Annotated in this window: 1 pseudogene; it reads right to left on the bottom strand. The window is 55.8% G+C overall.

The features are described 5' to 3' along the window. A pseudogene (locus HMPREF2896_RS12755) lies at window positions 1-242 on the bottom strand (IS3 family transposase); the annotation flags it as partial.

The raw sequence follows: 242 nt of genomic DNA, 5'->3' as shown, positions 1-242 counted from the left end.
GAACGTAGGTAATGTCGGCAACCCACAGCCTTCCTGGTGCTTGTGCACGAAAGTCTCGCTGCACTAGGTCTGGGCGTTGATCCAGTGTCTTCGGGCTAATCGTTGTCACGGGGTTCGTCCACGTCTGCGGCCGCAAACACCTGCTAGCTTCATCAGTCGTGCAGTCTTGTCGCGGCCGATATGAAAACCTTCACGGTTCATCGCGTGCCACATTTTGCGGACGCCGTAGACCGAGAAATTCT

Source organism: Corynebacterium sp. HMSC069E04, assembly GCF_001813175.1.
In the GTDB taxonomy this organism is placed as follows: Bacteria; Actinomycetota; Actinomycetes; order Mycobacteriales; family Mycobacteriaceae; genus Corynebacterium; species Corynebacterium aurimucosum.
Note: the sequence above shows the minus strand (reverse complement) of the source record. Positions and strands in the feature narration are given on the sequence as shown.